Source organism: Streptosporangium sp. NPDC000239 (assembly GCF_040300765.1).
GTDB lineage: Bacteria > Actinomycetota > Actinomycetes > Streptosporangiales > Streptosporangiaceae > Streptosporangium.
Window position 1 is genome coordinate 733,760 of sequence record NZ_JBEPEI010000002.1, and the last position, 17,598, is coordinate 751,357.

Here is a 17,598-nt window from a genome sequence, read left to right on the forward strand (position 1 = left end):
GGGTCAGAGCTTCTCGATCGGCGCGTAGGTCAGCAGCAGGGTCTTCTCCCCGCCGCTACCGAAGTCGATCTTCGCCTTGGTCTTCTCCGCCACCCCGTCGACCGAGACGACCGTGCCCAGGCCGAACTGGTCGTGGGTGACCCGGTCGCCGGGGGCCAGGTTGGGGACCTGCCGCCCGCCTGACTTCCTTGGCTGGGCGGGACGTGCCTCACGGCGGGTCGTCGCGGCGCTCCAGGCGCTCTTGCCGGGATCGCCGCGCCACTCGACCAGGTCGGCCGGGATCTCGGTGACGAACCGGGAGGCCGGGTTGAAGGCGGGGGCGCCCCAGGAGCTGCGGACGGCCGCGCGGGAGAGGTACAGCCGCCGTTCGGCCCGGGTGATGCCGACGTAGGCCAGTCTGCGCTCCTCCTCAAGCTCCTTGGGCTCGCCCAGCGAACGCATGTGCGGGAAGACGCCGTCCTCCATGCCGGTCAGGAAGACCACGGGGAACTCCAGCCCCTTGGCCGTGTGCAGCGTCATCAGCGTGACCACGCCCTGGCCGCCGTCACCGGCCGGGATCTGGTCGGCGTCGGCCACCAGCGAGACCTGTTCGAGGAACTCGACCAGCGTGCCCTCGGGGTTGGCCTCCTCGAACTCGGAGGCGACCGAGACCATCTCGTCGAGGTTCTCCAGGCGGCTCTCGTCCTGCGGGTCCTCCGAGGCGGCCAGCTCGGCGCGGTAGCCGGTGGCCTCAAGCACCTCCTGGGCCAGCTCCGAGGGCGGCGTCGTCTCCGCCTTGGCGAGCAGGCCGTCGAGCAGCGCGACGAAGTCCTTGATCGCGTTGAGCGAGCGGGTGGCCATGCCCGGTGCCTCGTCGGCCCGGCGCAGCCCCTCCCAGAACGAGACGCGCTCACGGGAGGCGAACGCCTCGACCATGGCCTCGGCCCGCTCGCCGATGCCGCGCTTGGGCACGTTGAGGATGCGGCGCAGTGAGACCACGTCGTTCGGGTTGGCCAGGACCCTGAGGTAGGCCAGCAGGTCGCGGACCTCCTTGCGCTCGTAGAAGCGCACCCCTCCGACCACCTTGTACGGCAGGCCGGTCCTGATGAAGATCTCCTCGAAGACCCGGGAGGCCGCGTTGGTGCGGTAGAACACGGCCACCTGGCCGGGGACGACCTCCTCGTCGTCGGCGAGCCTGTCCACCTCCTGGGCGACGAACATGGCCTCGTCGTGCTCGTTGTCCGCGACGTAACCGATGATCTTCGGCCCCGCGCCCTGGTCGGACCAGAGGTTCTTCGGCTTGCGGCTCTCGTTGCGCGAGATCACCGCGTTCGCCGCGCTGAGGATCGTCTGGGTCGAGCGGTAGTTCTGTTCGAGCAGGATCGTCCTGGCGTCGGGATAGTCGCGCTCGAACTCCAGGATGTTGCGGATCGTCGCGCCGCGGAAGGCGTAGATCGACTGGTCGGCGTCGCCGACGACGCACAGCTCGGCGGGGTCGACGGTGCCCTCCCTGACCACCTCGCCGTCCGCGGTGACCAGCTCGGGAGAGCCGACCAGCTCTCTGACCAGGGTGTACTGGGCGTGGTTGGTGTCCTGGTACTCGTCGACCATGACGTGCCGCCAGCGGCGCCGGTAGTGCTCGGCGACGTCGGGGAAGATCTGCAGCAGCGTGACCGTCAGCATGATGAGGTCGTCGAAGTCCATCGCGCCGGCCTCGGTGAGCCTGCGCTGGTAGTTGCGGTAGGCCTCGGCGAGGGTGCGCTCCAGGTGGGTGCCCGCCTGGGCCGCGGCCGTCTCGTAGTCGATCAGCTCGTTCTTGAAGTTGCTGACCTGCGCCGAGAAGGAGCGCGGCGGGTAACGCTTGGGGTCGAGGTCCATCTCCCTGCAGACCATGGCCATCAGCCGCTGGGAGTCGGCCTGGTCGTAGATGGAGAAGCTCGTGGGGAAGCCGAGCCGCTTGGCCTCCCTGCGCAGGATGCGCACGCACGCGCTGTGGAAGGTCATCACCCACATCGAGGCCGAACGCGGGCCGATGAGGGCGTCGATCCGGTCCTTCATCTCCCTGGCGGCCTTGTTGGTGAAGGTGATGGCCAGGATCTCCTGCGGCCTGACGTCACGCTCGGCCAGGAGGTAGGCGATGCGGTGCGTCAGCACCCGTGTCTTGCCGGAGCCCGCGCCCGCGACGATGAGCAGGGGGGCGCCGTGGTGCACGACGGCCTCACGCTGCTGGGGGTTGAGCCCGTCGAGCAACGGGTGGGTCAGGGGAGCGGCTGGGATCGACACGTCCCCTAGGGTAAGGCGGCCCGCCGACAGCCGGGTCCAGGAATGTGGGCGGGCCGGTGGACGGTTATGAGAATTCATCAGTACGTGAACGACACGAGGGGGCGCACATGTTGTCGGAGAGCGAGATCGAGCGGGTGCTCGTGGTCACCGCCCACCCTGACGACGTCGACTTCGGCGCGGCGGGCTCGATCGCGCGTTTCACCGACCGTGGTGTCGAGGTGACGTACTGCGTCGTCACGGACGGCGACGCGGGGGGCTTCGACCGGGAGGTGGACAACGGCGGGATGGCCGAGCTGCGCCGTGGCGAGCAGACCGCGGCCGCCAAGGCCGTCGGCGTGACCGACGTGCGCTTCCTGGGCTACCCGGACGGCTCCGTGGTGCAGAGTCTCGACCTGCGGCGTGACATCGCCCGGGTCATCCGCCAGGTCAGGCCCGACCTGGTGATCACCCACTCGCCGGAGCGCAACTACCGTTTCGTGGCCCCCAGCCACCCCGACCACCGGGCCGTCGGCGGGGCCGCGCTCGACGCCGTCTACCCCGACGCCCGCAACCCCTACGCCTTCCCCGAGCTCCTCCTCCAGGAGGGTCTTGAGGCGTGGACGGTCAGGGAGGTCTGGCTCAACGGCTCGCCGACCCCGGACCACCACGTGGACATCACCGAGACCGTGGACCGCAAGATCAACGCGCTGCGCGCCCACGCCAGCCAGGTGAGTCACATGGACGACCTCGACGGCTTCGTGCGCGACCGGTTCGGTCAGACGGCGGTCACGGCGGGCTTCGGCGAGGGCCGTTACGCGGAGGCCTTCCAGCGGGTCCTGACCGTCTGACCTCCGGCCTGCGAGCCGTACCTTTTCGGCGGAGTCCGAGGCCGCCCGCGTGGGCGGGCGGCCTCCTCCCGTCCGCGTCGAGTGCCCGGAGACCGTCTCGCGACCGCGGTGACCGCGAAGGAATCCGAGAAGGTCCGACCGGTCCGCAGCGTGTCCTGACCGTCTGAGACCACGATCGCGTTCGTCTCTTGTAAGCTTTGCCCACATTACCTAGTATTCAGGTAGGTAATGCATGCTTAACGACCGGATGGAGACAAACGTGCGCAAGAGAGTCCTCGCCACCGCAGTCGTCGCCCTCGCCGGCATGTTCACGAGCCTGCCAGCCGGTGCCGTCACCGCGGGCCAGGGCGCGCCGGGGGTCGGCGACCCCTACTACCCCGACTACGGCAACGGCGGATACGACGTCGCCCACTACGACCTGAGACTGAAGTACCAGCCCGCCGACGACCACTTGGAGGGCACGGCGACCATCACGGCCACCGCGACCCAGGATCTGACCCGCTTCAACCTCGACTTCGCGCTGACGGTCAGCGAGGTCCTGGTCAACAACCGCAAGGCGACCTTCGCCCGGTCGGGCGCCCACGAGCTTGAGATCACCCCGGCGCTGCCCCTGCGCAGGAACCAGCCCGTCACCGTCGTGGTGAGATACGCGGGCACGCCGTCCCAGGTCACGGTCAACGGCATCAACCCCTGGCTGCGCACCCCCGACGGCGGTGTGGCGGCGGGCGAGCCCGAGGGCTCCTGGTGGTGGTTCCCGAGCAACGACCACCCCTCGGACAAGGCGACCTACGACGTCTCCGTCCTCGTCCCCGACGGCACCCAGGCCATCAGCAACGGCACGCTGCAGTCGGCCGTCTCCCGCCTCGGCTGGACCCGCTACAACTGGCGTTCCTCCAAGCCCCAGGCGACCTACCTGACCACCCTCGCGGTCGGCAGGTTCGAGATCGTCACGGACACCACGGAGAGCGGCCTTCCGGTCTTCAGCGCCTACAGCAGGGACCTCGGCGCCGACGAGGGCGCGGCCAAGGCGAGCGTCGGGCGCGCCGCGGAGATCCTCGACTGGGAGACCGGGGTCTTCGGCCCCTACCCGTTCGACGCGATCGGCGGCTACGTCCCCAACGTGCCCACCGGCTACGCCCTGGAGACCCAGACCAGGCCCTTCTACAGCCCGCGTCACTTCCGCAGCGGGGCCAACCCCTACGTGGTGGTGCACGAGCAGGCGCACCAGTGGTTCGGCGACGACGTCTCGGTGAGGACCTGGCGCGACATCTGGCTCAACGAGGGCTTCGCACGTTACGCCGAGTGGCTCTGGTCGGAGAAGGAGGGCGAGGGGACGGCCGCGGAGCTGGCCGCCTACACCTACGGCTTCTACCCGGCGGACAACCCGTTCTGGCAGGTCAGGCCGGGCGACCCGGGTGCTGAGAACCAGTTCCACGCCGCGGTGTACAACCGGGGCGCCATCGCCCTGCAGGCCCTGCGCGGCGAGGTCGGCGACCAGACCTTCTTCAAGATCCTCAAGGGCTGGCCCGTGGCCAACAAGTACGGCAACGCCCGCGTCGAGGACTTCGTCGCCTACGCCGGGCGCCTGGCCGGCAGGCCGCTGGACGACCTGTTCAGGACCTGGCTGTTCACCGCGGGCAAGCCCGCCTCGCCCCCGGTGGCGGCCAACGCCCGCAGCGCCGCCCCCACCGGCCCGCTCCAGGAGCCCAGGTCCTGGAAGAAGATCCAGCGCGAGGGCCTGTCCGACCACGCCGCACACTGACCCGCGCGTCCCGGCGCGAAACACGGAAAGGAGGGATGCCGTTCACGCACCCACAGGAATCCGCTGAGCACGCACGTCCCACGGTCCCCGTGTCCCTCTCAGGGCACGGGGACCGTCACGTCAGCGAGAGGTGTCAGCGGGGGCCAGCCGCGCGAACAGGTAGCCGAGCGAGTTGGTCGCCACGTGCAGCAGCGACGGCGCGGCCAGGCCTCCCCTGCGCCGTAGCTCGCAGAACACGACCCCGGCGAGCGCCGTCGCGACCACGGAACCGGCGACCGCCCGGGAGACCTCCCGCGTGGACGGCTTGCCCGGCGTGGGGTCCTCCCCCGCGGCCAGGCGGCCGAGGGCCGGGTTCGCGGTCAGCATGTCGATCGCGGGCAGCACGTGCCAGAGACCGAACAAGGCCGAGGAGACCGCGGTCGCCGTGACGGGCCCGTGCGAACGGGCGACGAGGGCGTGCACCACCCCGCGGAAGCCGACCTCCTCAAGCAGGACCGTGCCGAACGGCACCTGGATCAGGGCCTCCTCGGCCACCCTGGCCGGTGAGAGCGCCAGCGCCCGCTCGTCGCGGAAGAACCCGCGGGTGGCGGGCAGCGCGATCCCCACCCCGTAGGCCCCGGCGACCGCGGAGGCCAGGACGCCCCCGATCAACAGGCCGCGGGAACCCTCCTGGAAACCGACCTCCGACCAGGAGACCCCACGGCGTCGGGCGACCGCGAGCAGGACGCCGACCGTGACGGCCGAGGTCAGCGGGGCCAGCCTCGGCGCGACCCGGTTGTTGAGCACGTTGGCCGCCGCCAGCACGGCGACCGCCCCCGCCAGCGCGGCCCGCTGCCGCTGCCTGACGGGCGCGACCCGCTCGCGCGCCGCCCGCCGTACCGCCTTGAAGGTCCTGAAGCCCATGCTCTCCGGATGCACGCGTCGCGTCATCCCGCCTCCGTCCCTGCCAGTTCCGGGATGGGTCATCCGGCCTCGGGCCGCCGCCACCCTGCCGGGAAGCGCAGCCCGCGCCGTTCCTGAACGGTGAGACCACCCCAGATGCCCTCGGGTTCGGCCGCCCTCAGCGCGTAGGCGCGGCACTCGCCCAGGACCGGGCAGCCGGAGCAGACCGCCTTCGCCCGCGCCTCCTGCTCGACCGCCTGCGCCAGCGGGAAGAACAGCTCGGGATCGCTCGCACGACACGCCCCCCGTACGGCCCAGCCGATCTCCCCGACCATCTTCCGCATGACATCACCCCCTGGTGGACCACCGATCAACAGACTAGGCGGACCGGGGTGACGCCGACATCAACCTCGTGGCGGATTTCCGGGTAGGCGCCGCGGCGTACCCGGCGCCCAGGACGGTGCCCAGGACGGTGCTCCGGGCAGAGGCTCCGAACAGGTGCTCCGGACAGCGCTCCGGGCAGGGGCTCGGTTCAGCGGCTCAGTTCAGGGGCCAGGCGTGGACCGGCTCGTTGGTGTGCATGTGCTCGATGTAGCGCAGGGTCATCCGGCGCAGCGCCTCGTGCCGGTCGAGGCCGTCGGTCGCCTCAAGGGCCTCGACCGTGCCGGTCTGCCACCTGGCCCCGGTCCTGCCCGTCACGCACCGCCGTTCGACGATGGTGAGCAGCCTGTCGCGTATCTCCGCGTCCACGCCCCGCAGCCGGAGGCCCTCGTCGGCGATCGGCAGCAGGCGGCGCAGGATCAGGTCCGAGGCGGTCACCTCGCCCTCCCCCGGCCAGTAGAGGCGGGCGCCGAGACCGTGCCTGGCGGCGGAGTGCAGGTTGTCCCGCGCGGCGGAGAAGGGCATGCGCGTCCAGATCGGCCGCTCGGCCTCGGTGAGCACGCGCATGAGGCCGTAGTAGAAGGCCGCGTTCGCCGCGATGTCGGCCACCGAGGGCCCGGCGGGCAGCACCCGGTTCTCCACCCTCAGGTGCGGGACGCCGTCCACGACCGCGTAGATCGGCCGGTTCCAGCGGTAGACGGTCCCGTTGTGCAGGGTCAGCTCGGCCAGTTCGGGCGGGACGCCCCGGTCGAGTTCCTCCTGCGGGTCCGCCTCCTCGCACAGAGGCAGCAGCGGCGGGAAGTAGCGGACGTTCTCCTCGAACAGGTCGAAGACCGAGGTGATCCACCGTTCGCCGAACCACACCCTCGGCCGCACCCCCTGGGCCCGCAGCTCGACGGGACGGGTGTCGGTCGCCTGCTCGAACAGCGGGATCCTGGTCTCCTGCCACAGGAGCCTGCCGAACAGGAAGGGCGAGTTGGCCGCGACCGCCACCTGCGGCCCAGCGACGGCCTGGGCGGCGTTCCAGGTGGCCGCGAACGCCGAGGGCGCCACCTGGAGGTGGAGCTGGAGGCTCGTGCAGGCGGCCTCGGGCGTGATGCTGTCGGCGTAGGTGTCGAGGCTCTCCCCGCCCTCGATCGACAGGTGCATGTCCTCACCCCTGGCCGCGAAGATCTGCTCGTTGAGCAGCCGGTAGCGGGGGTTGGCCGACAGCGTCCCCTCGTGCACGTCGCTCTCGCGCAGCGTGGGCAGGATCCCGACCATCACCAGGTGGCCGCCGACCGTGTCGGCCCGCTCCTCGGCGTGGTTGAGCCGGTCGCGCACCGCCTTCTCCAGGCGTACGGCGCCGTCCCCCTCAAGCGGCTCGGGCAGGACGTTGATCTCGACGTTGAACTGGCCCAGCTCCGTCGCCCAGTCCGGTTGGGCGATCGCCGCCAGCACCTCGGCGTTCTTCATCGTGGGCTCACCCCGGTCGTCGACCAGGTTGAGCTCTATCTCCAGGCCCGCCCGTGGCCTGTCGGCCTCGAACCTGAACTCACGCAGCATCCGCGCCAGCGCGTCGAGGGACCGCCGGATCTTGTCCCGGTAGCGTCGGCGGTCCTCCCGGCTGAACACCATGGCAGGTACGTCACGACCCATACATCGCAGAGTCGCACATAAGTTACATATAGTACAGATCACACCAGACGGCGTGCGGTCGCCCATCGTGACAGTTCGTGCCTGTTGGAGAGCTGAAGCTTACGCAGGACGGACGAAACATGCGTCTCAACCGTCTTCACCGAGATGAACAGCTCCTTCGCGATCTCCTTGTAGGCGTAGCCCCTGGCGATCAGGCGCAGCACCTCACGCTCCCGCTGGGTCAGCGAGTCGAGTTCGGGGTCGATCGGCGGGGCCTCGCTGGAGGCGAAGGCGTCCAGCACGAAACCCGCCAGACGCGGAGAGAAGACCGCGTCGCCCTCGGCGACCCTGCGGATCGCGTCGGTCAGCTCACGCCCGCTGATGGTCTTGGTGACGTAGCCCCTCGCGCCACCCCGGATCACGCCGATGACGTCCTCGGCCGCGTCGGAGACGGAAAGGGCCAGGAACCGTACCGGCGAACCCGACCCGAGCACCCGGCGCAGCACCTCCTGGCCGCCACCGCCCGGCATGTGCACATCCAGCAGCACCACGTCGGGCTGCAGCTCGGCGATGGCCTTGACCGCCGACTCCACGTCCTCGGCCTCACCGATCACCTCGACCGAGTCGCCCAGCTCGGCGCGGACGCCCGAGCGGAAGAGCCGGTGGTCGTCGACGATCAGAACCCTGACGGTGCTCACGCGCTCACACCTTCTCCAGTTTCATGGTCAGCATCACTTCCGTACCCTCGCCCGGCTCGGTCCTGACCCGGGCACTGCCCCCGTTGCGCTCCATCCTGCCGATGATCGACTGGCGGATGCCCATCCGGTCCTCCGGGACGTCCTTCATGTCGAAGCCGACACCCCGGTCCCGGACGAAGATGACGACCTCCTCCGGCTCCGCCTCGGCGTAGACGGAGATGACCGGCGAGCCGGAGTACTTCGCGGCGTTGACCATAGCCTGTCTCGCCGCCTGCATCATCGCCGACAGCTCCGGGGTCAGCGGGCAGTCGCCGACGCAGACGATCTCGATGGGCACGCCGTGCGCGTCCTCCTCCTCGGCCGCCACCCGCCGCACGGCCGCCGCGACCGAGGCGTCGGCGTCCTGCTTGGGCTGGTAGAGCCAGTTGCGCAGCTCACGTTCCTGGGAACGGGCCAGCCGCATCACCTCACGGGAGTCGTGCGCGTTGCGCTGGATCAGCGTCAGCGTGTGCAGGACGGAGTCGTGCACGTGCGCGGCGAACTCGGCCCGCTCCTCCTGCCGGATGCGCTCGCGCCGCTCCCGCTGGAGCTCCTTCCACAGGGCCGCCAGCCACGGCGCCGCGATGAGCGCGACCCCACCGACGACCACCAGCGTGAACATGATGCCGGGGCGGGCGCTGCCCAGCTCGTTGGTCGCCGCCAGGAAGCCGATCGCCCCGACGACCACCAGCCCGAGGCCGACGAACGTGCGGACCCGGTTCTGGCGCACCTGCCCGACCGTGGTGGACATCCAGCGCCGCCGCCGGTCGGGGTCGGCCTGCTGCCACAGGATCAGCGAGCCGATGCCGCCGACCGCGATCGGCCACGCGCCGATCCCCCCCGCTGAGGCGCCGGTGAGCCACCCCAGGGCCAGCAGCGCCATGCCGATCGCGCCGTAGGCGGCCAGCTGGCTCCAGTCCCTCGCCGGCTCCCTGCCCTCGTACGGCTCGCGCGGCGTGAACATCCACAGCGCCGCGTAGGCCACGGCGCCGATCCCGTCCAGGACCGTGAGCAGCACGAAGGCCAGCCGCAGCACCACCGGGTCAAGCCCGAGCTGGGCGGCCGCGCCCTGGGCGACACCCGCGAACAGCCGCCCCTCGACCGGCCGCATCAGCCGGGGGGAGGCGGGTTCCTCCGAGGTCGCGGGCGCCGCGTCGCGAATCATCGTTCTGTCAGCCATATCCCCAGCATCGTCACATGTAGGACGGTATCTCCGCATCCGGCGTTCCCCTGACGGGACCCTGAGGAAGGCTCGTTCGGTAGGGGACGACTCAGGGGTCTCCCGGATGCGACCACCACCCCGGCCAGGCCACGATGGACACATGAACGACACCGGGAACGCGCAGGACCCGGCGAGCAGCCCGCCCGACTCGCCATCTCCCTCGTCCCAGCGGAACAGGACGCTCGGGCGCGCCGAAGAGGGCCGGATGCTCACCGGTGTCTGCGCGGGACTCGGCCGCCACACGGGGGTCGACCCGGTGCTGTTCCGGGTGGGCTTCGCCGTACTGGTGCTGGGGTCGGGCATCGGCGTCATGCTCTACATCGCGGCGTTCCTGCTCATGCGGGAGACCAACGGCGGCCCCGGCTACATGGAGCAGTGGACCAGGCGTGACTTCGACAGCGAGACCGTCCTGGCCCTGCTGGCCGGCGTCTTCGCCGTCGGCCTGATCATCAACCTGTCCTCGGACGGCATCGGCACCGGCACCGTCGTGGTCGGCACGCTGTTCGCCATCGCGCTGCTCACCGCCCACTCGCGCGGCGTCGACCTGCTGGCCGTCACCCGCTCCCTGCCCGAACGGCTCCGCCCGCACCGGGCCTTCCACCCCCCGGCTCCCCCGTCCTTCGCCAACCCTCCCGGCTTCTCCTTCAGGCCCTCCTCCGCGCCGCCTGCCTCCGGGGAGCCGTACGGCGCGCCCCAGGGTCCCGTGGCGCAGCCGTACCCACGGCCCCACCAGGACACGGCCGAAGCACCCGTGCCTCCGGTCTCCGAGAGTTCCGAGGTCCCCCCGGCGCCCGAGACACCCACGGCCTCGGCCGCCGCGGCATCCGAGGCTCCTCCGGTGCCCGAGGCCCCTGAGGCATCCGTGTCGCCGGCCCCTGAGGCATCTGTGTCGCCGGCCCCTGCGGCTCCCCCTGCGCCCGCGGCCCCTGTCGCTCCCGAGGCGCCCGAAGTCCCCGAGCCCCCCGTGGCGGCCCGGCCGTACGCGGACGAGACGACCGTCAACGCGGCGCACACCCCGCCCGGGGCCGACAGAACCGTGCGGGCGGCCTCCAGCGGGCCGTACACCGCGACGCGGATGCCCTTCGACTCCTCGGGAGAACCGTTCTCCCCCTACGGCCCCTACCGCCCGCTCGACCCCAGCAGGCGGCAGCAGCCGTACTCTCCCTACGGCCCGCCCATGTACGGCCCGCCGCCGCAGAAGACGGCCAGGCCCAGGCGCCCAAGAACGTTCGTCGGGGTCATCACCATGTTCCTGGCCCTGATCGTCGGAGGAATCATCGTGGCGGCCCAGTCCCCGTCCGGATCTGTGAACATGACGGCCGTCGGTGGCGCGATGCTCATCACCATCGGCGCGGGCCTGCTGGTCGCCGCCTGGTTCGGCAGGGGCACCGCCCTGGTCGCCGTGGGCACCGTCCTCGCGCTCGCCCTCGTCGCCGGATCGACGCTCACCGGCATGCCGAGGAAGTTCGGCAGCTACCACTGGGAGCCGACCAGCATGGCCGACATGTCCCCCTCCTACGCGGTGGGCATCGGCGAAGGCACCCTCGACCTGAGCGAACTGCCCCTGACCCCCGGGTCGCGAACCGTCCTCGCCGCCTCCATCTCCGTGGGCGAGCTCCGTGTGATCCTTCCCCCGACCGCCAGGGTCGAGGTCAGGGCGTACACCAAGATCGGCGAAGTCAAGATCGACCACCTGGTCGAGGGCGGCGCCGACATCCGCTACGACAAGATCCTGGAGCCCGAGGTCCAGCCCAAGGGCGACGCACCGACCATCGTGCTCGACGTCAAGGCGGGCATCGGAGACGTGGAGGTACGGCGTGCGGCCTGACAACGAGCCCGAGGTGCGCCGACGGGTGCACCGCACGGACTGGATGGCCCTGCTCAGCGGCCTGCTGTTCATCGTCACCGGCATCCTCTTCATCACCCTGCCCGACATCGAGCCCCTGGTCATGCTCCCGGTGGTCCTCGGCGGGCTGGGGCTGGCGGGGTTCGCGGCGATCTTGGCTCGGGCGGTACGGCGTTAGCATTTGCTCCGCCTGGCGGCGTCGCGGGGCTTGGGCGCTTCGAGTCGGCGCTTTCCCTCGTCACTCCGTCGCTTCGCTCCTGCGTTCCTCAGTCCAAGCACCGACGCGCCCAAGCCGACACTCCTCACGCACGACACCGGTAAAGCACAAGCCCTGCCTCTTTGCGCCACCTTCGGTGGCACGGGGCTTGGGCGCTTCGGGTCGGTGTCTTCCCTCGTCACTGCGTCGCTTCGCTCCTGCGTTCCTCAGTCCAGACACCGACGCGCCCAAGCCGACACTCCTCACGCTTGGCGCCGGTAAGGCCAAGATCAAACCTCTCGCTTGGCACCGGGAAAGTCCTGGCAGAAAACTCTCGCGCCGGGGCGGAAAAGTGTGGGCCGAGACTTTCTATGGCTGGGGTGTCCGAATTCCGGGTGGCATGGGGCGTTGTCCGGTGCTCTCAGAGCTCGGTTTCGTTCGGATCGTGAAGCGACCCGAGGTCCGGCCGACGGCTCGGGCGTTCGATTCGGCGACGGGCGGGCCGATCCCTGATCGGTCGTTCACGCCCCTACGGCGTCCGGTACGGGTCTCCAGGCCGCCCCGGCGGTGTGGGCCTTTCTCGACGCCCGAGAACGCGGCCGTCGAGGACCGGAGCGCCTGACAGGCCCGCCCCGATCCCGGGTCTCAGCCGCGTCCCGACGGAGATCGGGGAGGCCGACGTCACGCGGGACACCGGCCGGTGGATCGACCGGGCGCCGATCACGCCTCCGTGCGAGGAGGCGTCGAGGACACGCGGCCGGCCGACATCGTGGGTTCCACGGCCCTGAGCTGTGGATTCGCCTGCTTGAAGGGGAAGACTGGCGGGCAGAAACAGGGAGGTACGTATACGTTTGTCCGGCTCTGCCTTCCGGGCCGCCGCAGGTGCATCGGGAGGGTCCATGCCTCGGATCACCGTCACCGTCGACGAGGTCACCTATGAGGAGGAGGTCGAGCCGCGGCTGCTGCTCGTCCATCTGCTCAGGGACCGGCTCGGCAGAACCGGGACCCCGATCGGCTGTGACACCGGCAACTGCGGCGCCTGCACCGTCATGCTCGACGGCGTCAGCGTCAAGAGCTGCTCCGTGCTGGCCGTACAGGCCGACGGGGGTGAGGTCGTCACGATCGAGGGTCTCGCCAGGGGGCCGGAGTGGCACCCCATGCAGAAGGCCTTCCACGCCGAGCACGCGCTGCAGTGCGGCTACTGCACCCCCGGCATGATCATGGCCGCGATCGACCTGGTCAGGAACGACCCGGACCCGTCGGAGGAGGCGGTGCGCCGGGGCCTTGAGGGCAACCTGTGCCGCTGCACCGGATACACCACCATCGTCAGGGCCGTACGGCGCGGCGCCCGCGAGATGGCGGGACGGGAGGCCGGAACGCCATGACCGAGCGGACCACCGAGAACGACCGGCCCGGCGCCCCCCGCGGGAGTCGCGAGACCGGCAGAGGCCACGAGCCTCAGGGACACGGACCGGCGAATCCGGCGGACCTCCCCCGAAACCACGAACCCGATGAGGACCACGAGGCCGACGAGGGCCGTGAGGTCGGCAGGGCGCGGAGGCGTAAGGAGGATGCCAGGCTGGTCACCGGGAGGACCACCTGGACCGACAACATCCAGCTTCCCGGCATGCTGTACGTGGCGTTCCTGCGCGCTCCGATGGCGCACGCCAGGATCACCCGGGTCGACACCTCCGCCGCGCGTTCCCGGCCCGGTGTGGTGGCCGCGTTCCACGGTCAGGACTTCGCCGGCGAGCAGGGCAGCCTGCCGTGCGCGTGGCCGGTCACCGAGGACGTCGTCATCCCCGACCACCCGCCGATGGCGGTCGACGAGGTCCGCTACGTCGGCGAGGCGGTCGCCTGCGTGGTGGCGACCGACCGTTACGCCGCCGCCGACGCCCTGGAGGACATCGAGATCGACTACGAGCCGCTCGCGGCGGTCGTGGACATGGCCGAGGCGCTCACCGAGGGTTCCCCGAAGGTCCACGAGACCGGGAACAGGGCCTTCACCTGGCGTTTCTCCCAGGGGGACGTCGAGGCGGCCTTCCGTGACGCGCCGGTTGTCGTCGATCGCTCCTACGTCCAGCAGCGGCTCATCCCGACCGCGATGGAGCCGAGGGCCGTGGTCGCGACGACCGACGGCGACTCCTTCACCCTGTACTCGGCGACCCAGATCCCGCACGTGCTGCGGGTGATGCTGGCCATGACCACCGGCATCCCCGAGCACCGGCTGCGGGTGATCGCCCCCGATGTGGGCGGCGGTTTCGGGTCCAAGCTCCAGGTGACCGCGGAGGAGGTCCTCGCGCTGCTGCTGACCCGCAGGCTCGGCAGGCCGGTGAAGTGGACGGAGTCCCGGTCCGAGGGGAACCTGACCGTGCACCACGGCCGTGACCAGCTCCAGCGGATCCGGCTCGCCGCCGAACGGGACGGGCGGCTGCGGGCCGTACAGGTCGAGCTGCTGGCCGACATGGGCGCCTATCTGATGCTGGTCACGCCGGGGGTGCCGCTGCTCGGGGCGTTCATGTACGGCGGCGTCTACAAGATGAACGCCTACGACTTCACCTGCACGGGCGTCTTCACCACCAAGATGCCGACCGACGCCTACCGGGGCGCGGGGCGCCCCGAGGCCACCTTCGCCATCGAGCGGGCCATGGACGAGCTGGCCCACGAACTCGGTCTCGACCCCGTCGAGGTACGGCGCCGCAACTGGATCACCCATGAGGAGTTCCCCTACACCACGGTCTGCGGCCTGACCTACGACTCGGGGAACTACGAGGCCGCGACGGACCGGGCGCTTGAGCTGTTCGGCTACGACGCGCTCAGGGCGGAACAGGCGCGGCGGCGGGCGGAGCGCGACCCGGTGCAGCTCGGCATCGGCGTCTCGACCTTCACCGAGATGTGCGGCATCGCGCCCTCACGGGTGCTGGGCTCGCTCAACTACGGCGCGGGCGGCTGGGAGCACGCCTCGGTCAGGGTGCTGCCGACCGGCAAGGTCGAGGTGGTGACCGGGACGAGCCCGCACGGCCAGGGGCACGAGACGGCCTGGAGCCAGATCGCGGCCGACGCGCTCGGCGTGCCGTTCGAGGACGTCTCGGTGCTGCACGGCGACACGGCGGTCTCGCACAAGGGCATGGACACCTACGGCTCCCGGTCGCTGGTCGTCGGGGGCGTCGCCGTACTGTCGGCCTGCGAGAAGGTGAAGGACAGGGCGCGGGAGCTGGCCGCCCACATGCTTGAGGCCTCGGCGCAGGACGTCGAGTTCGCCGACGGGTCGTTCCGGGTGCGCGGGACCACACAGGGACGGACCATCCAGGAGGTCGCGCTGGCCGCCTTCGCCGCGCACGACCTGCCGGACGGCGTCGAACCCAGCCTGGACGCCGAGACGACCTTCGACCCGGAGAACTTCTCCTTCCCGCACGGCACCCATCTGTGCGCGGTCGAGGTGGACACCGAGACCGGCGGGACCGTGATCAGGTCGTACGTCGCCGTCGACGACGTGGGGTTCGTGGTGAACCCGCTGATCGTCGAGGGCCAGGTGCACGGCGGCATCGCGCAGGGCGTCGGGCAGGCGCTGTTCGAGGAGGCGATCCACGACGTGGAGGGCAACCTGCTCACCACGACGATGGCCGACTACCTGATCCCGTCGGCGGCCGACCTGCCGGAGTTCGTCACCGCCAGGACGGAGACCCCCGCGACCAGCAACCCGCTGGGCGTCAAGGGCGTCGGGGAGGCGGGCACGATCGCCTCGACCCCCGCCGTGGTCAACGCGGTCGTCGACGCCCTGCGCCCGTACGGCGTGCACGACGTGCGGATGCCGTGCACCCCGGAGCGCGTCTGGCGGGCCATGACCTCCGGGGCTCCGGAGGGCTTCGGTGCTTCGGGGACCTTGGGCGCCTCCGGGGCCTTTGCGACTTCGGTGGGCTCCGACACCGCCGGGGTTTCGGAGGAGGGCCGGACCTCCGACGGTCCGGAGGGCTTCGAGGGGGGTGCCCGATGATTCCGCCGCCGTTCGACTACGTCAGGCCCGGCTCGCTCGACGAGGCGTGCCGGGTGCTCGCCGAGGCCGACGAGGCGGGTGAGGACGTCAAGGTGCTGGCGGGCGGCCAGTCGCTGCTGCCGCTGCTGCGCCTGCGGCTGGCCTACCCGTCGGCGCTGGTCGACGTGGGGCGGCTGGCCGAGCTGCGCGGTGTCGAGGACCGGGGCGACCACGTGTTCGTCGGCGCGCTCACCACGCATGACGAGGTGCTGCGCTCGGAGGTCGTCAGGGAGCTGGTCCCGCTGCTCGCGCTGGCCACGGCCACCGTCGCCGACCCCGCGGTACGGCACCGCGGTACGTTCGGCGGTTCCCTGGCCCACGCCGACCCGGCCGGGGACCTGCCCGCCGTCGCCCTGGCGCTCGACTGCGTGCTGGTCGTCAGGTCGGGCGAGGGGGAACGGGAGATCCCCGCCGCCGGCTTCTTCGTGGACTATCTGGAGTCCGCGCTCGAACCCGGCGAGGTGCTCGTCGGGGCGCGGGTGCCCAAGCTCGGCCCGGGCTGGGGTTTCCACTACGAGAAGTTCCACCGGACCGCGCAGTCCTGGGCCACCGTGGGGGTGGCGGCGGCCGTACGGCTCGGCGAGGACGGCGGGGTGGTCGAGGAGGCGCGGATCACGCTGACCAACATGGGTCCGGCCCCGGTGCGGGCACGGGCGGCCGAGGCCGCGCTCGTGGGTGTCCCCATCACGCCCTCGGGCCCCGGGTCCTTGGGTTCCGGGGGGCCCGCCTCGGGCGGGGAGCGGCTCAGGCATGCCTGTGACCTGGCGGACGAGGGCACCTCCCCGCCCACCGACCTGCACGGGGACCCCGCCTACCGGCGTCATCTGGCCCGGGTGCTGACCCGCAGGGCGGTCGTCGCGGCGGGCCGCTGAATCCCGGGCCCCGGCCTCCGGCGTGTGAGTGGTGATGGACAAGGAGCGGTTCGATGGCGATGCGGTTCGAGCACGAGTTCACGGTTCCGGTGCCGGTCGAGCGGGCGTGGACGGCGCTGCTCGACGTCGAGCGGGTCGCCTCCTGCCTGCCGGGGGCGACGCTGGAGACGGCGAAGGGCGATGAGATGACCGGGCGGTTGAAGGTGAAGGTCGGGCCGATCACCCTCACCTACCGGGGCAGGGCCAGGTTCGAGGAGGTGGACGAACCAGGTCGTACGCTGATGATCGGGGCGACCGGCAAGGAGACACGCGGCCCGGGCACGGCGTCGGCGACGGTGGTCGCGCGCCTGCGTCCCGAAGAGGGGCGGACGCGGGTGACCGTGGACACCTCCTTCACGGTGACGGGACGGCCCGCCCAGTTCGGCAGGGGCGTGATGTCGGAGGTCGGCGCCCGGCTGGTCGAGCGGTTCGCGGCGAACCTGTCGGAGTCGCTCCAGGGCTCGGAGGCCGCGCCCCGGGAGTCCCGTCGTCTCACCACCGTCCCCGGAAAGCCCGGGGATCCGGAAAAGGCCGCGAAATCCGAAAAGCAGGGAACCTCCGGGGAGACAGGAAAGTCCAAGGAAGGAGAAAACGCCGGGGACCGGGACGTCCACCCGGCGGGCACCTCACGCACCTCCCGGACACCCGACGAGGAGGCCCTGGACCTTCTGGAGGTCGCGGGGATTCCCCTCCTGAGACGTCTCGCCCCGCTCGCGGGCGCCCTCGCCGTCCTCGTTCTGGCGGGGTGGCTGGCCCGCCGCGCCCTGCGCGGCAGGGGTCTCCGGAGGACCCCGATCCTTATAGGAAGATGAAGAAAACCATAAACAAGAGTTATGAGTTGCGCTTCCGGTGAAATCCACCCGTTGACGGCGCTTCAACTCTCCACGCCCTGGAACTGCGATGATTTCCTTGAAGTCACAAC

At 70.9% G+C, this 17,598-nt stretch carries 14 protein-coding genes; 8 read left to right on the forward strand and 6 right to left on the reverse strand.

What is annotated here, in order from left to right:
• Positions 1–3: 3 nt before the first annotated feature.
• Positions 4–2,229, reverse strand: coding sequence for a DNA helicase PcrA (pcrA, locus tag ABT340_RS08835; protein WP_352010176.1), 2,226 nt, complete (start codon positions 2,227–2,229; stop codon positions 4–6).
• A 140-nt stretch (positions 2,230–2,369) separates the two neighbouring features.
• Between pcrA and ABT340_RS08840 the strand changes: the two genes are divergently transcribed.
• Together ABT340_RS08840 and ABT340_RS08845 are read left to right on the forward strand one after the other, a co-directional pair.
• On the forward strand, positions 2,370–3,089 hold the full coding sequence (locus ABT340_RS08840; protein WP_352010095.1) for a PIG-L deacetylase family protein: 720 nt from the start codon (positions 2,370–2,372) through the stop codon (positions 3,087–3,089).
• A gap of 259 nt (positions 3,090–3,348) precedes the next feature.
• Complete coding sequence (locus tag ABT340_RS08845; RefSeq protein ID WP_352010096.1) at positions 3,349–4,851, forward strand: M1 family metallopeptidase; 1,503 nt, start codon at positions 3,349–3,351, stop codon at positions 4,849–4,851.
• A 120-nt stretch (positions 4,852–4,971) separates the two neighbouring features.
• Here ABT340_RS08845 and ABT340_RS08850 read toward each other — a convergent pair whose 3' ends face one another.
• The 5 genes from ABT340_RS08850 to ABT340_RS08870 all read right to left on the reverse strand — a co-directional run bounded on the left by ABT340_RS08850 (position 4,972) and on the right by ABT340_RS08870 (position 9,648).
• A complete protein-coding gene (locus ABT340_RS08850; RefSeq protein WP_352010097.1) occupies positions 4,972–5,781 on the reverse strand; it encodes a CPBP family intramembrane glutamic endopeptidase in 810 nt (269 codons plus the stop codon).
• Positions 5,782–5,813: 32 nt separating this feature from the next.
• On the reverse strand, positions 5,814–6,077 hold the full coding sequence (locus ABT340_RS08855; protein ID WP_352010098.1) for a WhiB family transcriptional regulator: 264 nt from the start codon (positions 6,075–6,077) through the stop codon (positions 5,814–5,816).
• A 196-nt stretch (positions 6,078–6,273) separates the two neighbouring features.
• Entirely contained in the window at positions 6,274–7,752 is a 1,479-nt protein-coding gene (locus tag ABT340_RS08860) for a glutamate-cysteine ligase family protein (RefSeq protein WP_352010099.1), read from the reverse strand.
• A gap of 38 nt (positions 7,753–7,790) precedes the next feature.
• Positions 7,791–8,429 (reverse strand): response regulator, encoded by a 639-nt coding sequence (locus ABT340_RS08865; protein WP_352010100.1) that lies wholly within the window; start codon positions 8,427–8,429, stop codon positions 7,791–7,793.
• Positions 8,430–8,433: 4 nt separating this feature from the next.
• Positions 8,434–9,648 carry a PspC domain-containing protein gene (locus ABT340_RS08870; RefSeq protein WP_352010101.1) on the reverse strand — a complete coding sequence of 405 codons (1,215 nt, stop codon included), beginning with the start codon at positions 9,646–9,648 and terminating at the stop codon, positions 8,434–8,436.
• Between the two features lie 142 nt (positions 9,649–9,790).
• Here ABT340_RS08870 and ABT340_RS08875 point away from each other — a divergent pair, with 142 nt between their 5' ends.
• The 6 genes from ABT340_RS08875 to ABT340_RS08900 all read left to right on the forward strand — a co-directional run bounded on the left by ABT340_RS08875 (position 9,791) and on the right by ABT340_RS08900 (position 17,488).
• Complete coding sequence (locus ABT340_RS08875; RefSeq protein ID WP_352010102.1) at positions 9,791–11,518, forward strand: PspC domain-containing protein; 1,728 nt, start codon at positions 9,791–9,793, stop codon at positions 11,516–11,518.
• Complete coding sequence (locus tag ABT340_RS08880; protein ID WP_352010103.1) at positions 11,508–11,714, forward strand: hypothetical protein; 207 nt, start codon at positions 11,508–11,510, stop codon at positions 11,712–11,714. The genes ABT340_RS08875 and ABT340_RS08880 overlap by 11 nt, the downstream gene beginning before the upstream one ends.
• Positions 11,715–12,631: 917 nt before the next feature.
• Positions 12,632–13,117, forward strand: a complete 486-nt coding sequence (locus tag ABT340_RS08885; protein WP_352010104.1) for a (2Fe-2S)-binding protein — start codon at positions 12,632–12,634, stop codon at positions 13,115–13,117.
• The gene (locus ABT340_RS08890; protein WP_352010105.1) at positions 13,114–15,726 is read left to right on the forward strand and encodes a xanthine dehydrogenase family protein molybdopterin-binding subunit; all 2,613 of its coding nucleotides are present in this window, start codon (positions 13,114–13,116) and stop codon (positions 15,724–15,726) included. The genes ABT340_RS08885 and ABT340_RS08890 overlap by 4 nt, the downstream gene beginning before the upstream one ends.
• Positions 15,723–16,637, forward strand: coding sequence for an FAD binding domain-containing protein (locus tag ABT340_RS08895; RefSeq protein WP_352010106.1), 915 nt, complete (start codon positions 15,723–15,725; stop codon positions 16,635–16,637). Before ABT340_RS08890 ends, ABT340_RS08895 begins: the two co-directional genes overlap by 4 nt.
• A gap of 53 nt (positions 16,638–16,690) precedes the next feature.
• Positions 16,691–17,488: an SRPBCC family protein gene (locus ABT340_RS08900; protein ID WP_352010107.1), complete on the forward strand. Its 798-nt coding sequence runs from the start codon at positions 16,691–16,693 to the stop codon at positions 17,486–17,488.
• Positions 17,489–17,598 lie beyond the last annotated feature (110 nt).